This window comes from Bradyrhizobium sp. MI1.7, assembly GCF_055811795.1.
Genome location: NZ_JBVVPO010000161.1, coordinates 1 through 4,264, shown reverse-complemented (window position 1 = coordinate 4,264; position 4,264 = coordinate 1). Strand labels below are relative to the sequence as shown.

Annotated in this window: 1 protein-coding gene and 4 pseudogenes; 3 read left to right on the top strand and 2 right to left on the bottom strand. The window is 59.7% G+C overall.

The window, feature by feature from the left end:
• A pseudogene (locus AC0L3X_RS46570) lies at window positions 1-349 on the top strand (hypothetical protein); the annotation flags it as partial.
• Window positions 350-578: 229 nt separating this feature from the next.
• Here AC0L3X_RS46570 and AC0L3X_RS46565 read toward each other — a convergent pair.
• Window positions 579-845 (bottom strand): annotated as a pseudogene (locus tag AC0L3X_RS46565) (IS3 family transposase); the annotation flags it as partial.
• Between the two features lie 223 nt (window positions 846-1,068).
• Here AC0L3X_RS46565 and AC0L3X_RS46560 point away from each other — a divergent pair.
• A pseudogene (locus AC0L3X_RS46560) lies at window positions 1,069-2,425 on the top strand (IS110 family RNA-guided transposase); the annotation flags it as partial.
• Window positions 2,426-2,446: 21 nt separating this feature from the next.
• Here the strand turns inward: AC0L3X_RS46560 and AC0L3X_RS46555 are convergent.
• Window positions 2,447-2,704 (bottom strand): annotated as a pseudogene (locus AC0L3X_RS46555) (transposase); the annotation flags it as partial.
• 1,273 nt (window positions 2,705-3,977) lie between these two features.
• Here AC0L3X_RS46555 and AC0L3X_RS46550 point away from each other — a divergent pair.
• Window positions 3,978-4,226, top strand: coding sequence for an oleate hydratase (locus AC0L3X_RS46550; protein ID WP_439035720.1), 249 nt, complete (start codon window positions 3,978-3,980; stop codon window positions 4,224-4,226).
• Window positions 4,227-4,264: the final 38 nt, after the last annotated feature.

Sequence of the window (4,264 nt, the reverse complement as noted above, 5' to 3'; positions counted from 1 at the left end):
GGCAATCATCACCTCGCCGCGACACCAACTCGCCATCCTGATTGTCGCGCGCTTCCCATCCAGATTGTCGCGCTATAGCTTGCGGATACGGCCAGATCGGCTCCTGCTGCAGGACCTTCGCGATGGGACGGCGTTCTTCTATTTGAGGAATGTGAACTCCGAATGTCCGGGTCCATCACAACGGTCCATGCCGACAGGCCCGGCTCGCCTTCGAGCAACTGACCTTGTTGGTGAAAGGAAAGCGCGAAGGCCCTGACCTTCATCGCGACGATATCCGCTCGCTGCTGCTGCTTCTGCCGACGTCATCGTCCAGATGCAGAAGCGAGATGGCCACTACCGCATCTCGTAAATCTATTATAACCCCGTTCGCAAACGTAACCACGCCAATTATACGAGCGATTCCATGAAACCTGCGGTGGACCGGGTTGAATCAGCGCTGTGTGGCGCGAGCACTGGCCGATGGCACGCTGGTGGCCTTCGATGATCGTCCGCGACACGCCTGAGGCCAAGGCCTGGCTGGTATCGCTGGCGTATGACAGGGCCAAAGACCATGGGCTATCCGCATGAGTGGACGACGCGTAGAGCGCCTCTATTCCCTTCCGCCGCATCAGCGTTTTGACATGCCGGCGGCCGATCTTGCACCCCTCGGCAGCTAGCAGGCCTCGCAGCAGTCGCGAACCGGCGAAGGGAAACTCCAGATGCAGCCGGTCGAGGCGTTGCATGATCGCGAGATCGGCGTTCGGCACTGGGCGCGGCAGGTAATAGACGCTGCCGCGTCTGATCTGCAGAAGTCCCGCCTGCCTGGTGATCGATAGATCGAGCCCGCCGTCGATCATCGCAAAAACTGATCTTGGCGCTGCACGCCCCCTGTGGGGTAGAAACGAATTGGCGATAGACTGCGTTCGGAAGGGAGCGGCCGATACGATTTTGGTGGCATTTAACCCCGTCAAACAACCTGGTCCATGAGCTGTTGCGGACTTGAGAGTGGTGACGCCGCAAAGGCGATCCCGTTTAGGAATCTGATCAATTGCGCAGCTCAGCCCTTCTCTGTCAGCAGGAGGATTGCAGATGTACCGCAAGGAGTCGAAGTCCAAGGTCGACCGTACCATGCCCATGGTGCACCCGAATGCGGCTGCCATAGATGTTGGTGCGACTATGCACATGGCTGCCGTAGGACCTGATCACGCACTTGAGCCAGTACACAGTTTTGGCACATTCACGACTGATCTCGATCAACTGGTAAGGTGGTTTGTGGAGTGCGGAGTCGAGACCGTCGTGATGGAATCAACCAGCGTCTACTGGATTCCGATCTTTGAGCTTCTCGATGCACGAGGATTTGCCGTGTTTCTTGTCAACGCGCGCGATGCCAAGCACGTACCGGGGCGCAAGACCGACGCCAGCGATGCGCAATGGCCGCAGCGGCTCCATTCGTTCGGATTGCTGCGGGCGAGTTTTCGGCCCAAAGGGCAGATTGCGGAGCTGCGTGCCTACGTGCGTCAGCGCGAACGTCTGCTGGAGTACGCCGCCTCACACATCCAGCATATGCAAAAAGCATTGACGGAGATGAATCTTCAACTCCACCACGTTGTGGCCGACATCACGGGCGCGACTGGCCTGCGCATCATTCGCGCGATCCTTGCCGGTGAGCGCGATCCTGAGACGCTGGCGTGCTTGCGCCACTACAGTTGCCATTCCAGTGTCGAGACGATCGCGAAGGCGCTCACCGGAAGCTTCCGCGCGGAGCATCTGTTTGCACTCGATCAGGCACTCGCCCTTTACGACGCGTATTGGCATCTGCCTGCGATTCCCGAATCGAAGCTGTGTTGAAGGAACTCACTATCCATAGGGATCATGATCATGGATCAGCGCCGCCGGTCTCGCGGCGTCGGAACAGAACCGATCAAGCGAACGCTCTGGCTTTCGACGTCCGCGCGTCGTTGTTTGCGCTGCTCGGAAAGGACGTCACCGCCATCGACGGCCTCGGTCCTTACCTCTCGCTGAAGCTGATCGCAGAATGCGGCGACGACCTTGCCTCGTGGCCAAGTGCAAAACATTTTACCTCCTGGCTGGGGTTGGCACCGAGCAATAAGGTCTCCGGAGACAAAATGCTCTCGTCCCGAACGCGCCGATCCGGCGGCCGGGCCGCAGCTCTTCTGCTGCCTTGCTGCCGTAACCGTCGGACGCACTGATACCGCGCTCGGGGCCTTTTATAGAAGACTGTCGTCCGGCATTGGCAAGGCCAAAGCAGTCACCGCGACGGTCCGCAAGATAAGCAGTCCTGTTCTATAACGCTGTGCGTCACGGAATGGACTACGTCGATCCCGGGGCCTCGTCCTATGAGACACGCTATCGGACGCGAGTGATCAACAATTTGCACCGACGTGCCAAGGCATTCGGCTTTGTCCTGCACCCCTTGGAACCGGGAGCTGGGTGCCGTTTCTTAGGAATCGTTCTCCAGCGTCAGCTCCCCGATCTTGGCATGCAGCGACTTCACATCGATCCCAGGCGTAGCCGGCGCAGCGCCGCCAGGTCCAGAAACTCCGGAAGCGCTACCCCCCAGCTGCGCCTTCCACGCCGTGATCTGATTGGGGTGGACGTCAAAGTGCTCGGCCAGCTGAGCTATCGTCCGGTCGCCCTTGACGGCGGCAAGCGCCACCTTCGCCTTGAAGGCCGGTGTGTGGTTCCAGCGTGCTCTTCTGCTCATCGTCGCTCCTGATTTGCAGGCATCAGCGTGCCCGCTGTCAGGCAGAAACTCCACTTATCGACCTGTTTTTGCGGAGCCGGCTCTCACTACTCACAGAAGGGCTATAGTCACCTAGCTGAGAACCGCGGACAACGAACCTACTACTTTTGGTACAGAACCGGGTCCGCACATTTTGAAACGAGCGATGATGGAGTGTCAGCGTGACAGTGGGCACGCTGGTGCCCACTCATCAGGCGCGGCAACGAGCAGACGAGCACCGTCGTCGATGTCGACGGTGGCGCCTGCCGCCATTAAGGGCGAAGGGGCCCGGCTCGCCTATCGACGCGCGCAAGCTGCTTGACGAGATCGCCAGGAGGTCCCGAACAAGTTTTCACTCGAGGTTCCGGACTTGAGCAACTTCCAACTCAGAGTGCTGCGACCGACCGTTTGAATTCAATTGGCGCAACGCCCTGTCAGGCACGGCGCGTCTTTGCCGACGGACCATGCGCGGCGGCCCAGCAGTCGTTTGTGGGGCCGACGGTTCCGATCGACATCGATGCGGATTCTGACGCGGGAGCTGAAGCGGCGGCCCCTTGACGATCCTGATCAGCGACAAGATCGCCGTCGATCGATCATTCCGCCCGAAATGCTTTCTTTGAATCGATCAGGGCTAAACAATTTATTGTCTCTGGAGGTCGGCTGCACCACGGATGCCGCGATCCGTTCACCTGGGGCGGTCTTTGCACCACCGCGATCTCGCGAGAATGTTGATCGCGGGCTGCTTCGAAAGCCACGTCCGAACGGTCGCAGTTTCCCTGTCGGGCAGCAGGGTAACAAACTGCCGATCCGACGAACTGGATAATCTCTTGCGCGGAGTAGACGCCTTGCGGCTTCAGCAGCGTAAGGGGCGGATTAGCAAGGCGTGCGGCGGGCGCTGTCCTGCCGACGCTTCGTCCCGGCAACAGCTACCTAAAGGGGTAGGCCCAGCTCCTCCGACGATGGGTTATGTTGTGATGCGTCGCATTGGTCCGTTGGCAAGCGCGTGGGAGTGTCAGCCCACCGGGCGGGTTCACATTCGCGAAAACTCGAACAGCTCTCGGTTAAGCTGAATAAATCATGGTTGCTGCGAGTGCCGGAGACTACTTGACTCCTCCAATGCCTCCGATTTGACGCTCCGCAACGTCAGAGATCCAAATAAGAAGACCGTGGGGAGAGCAGGAGCCCCCCATTGCCCGAAACTGACGACCACCGGATCGACATACGCGATACGACCTGTGTTCTCGGAGGACCTCATGTGCCCAGCGCCCCAGTTATCGCGCCCCCTCCACAGGCGGCTCCACGTAGAACCTATTTGGTCGGAACGGGCATCGCCGCGTTGGCGGCTGCGGCCTATCTCATCAAGGAGGGCGGGCTTATGGGCCCCAGTGTGGTGCTGTTCGGAGAGACCGCGCACTTTGGCGGTAGCCTCGACGCAACGGGCAATCCGAAGGATGACGATGCGAGCCGTGCGGCTGGAGAAGGGGGCGGAGGTCACCGATATTGATGTCTTGATCCAACACGGGCAGAAGACTGCCACGTGCC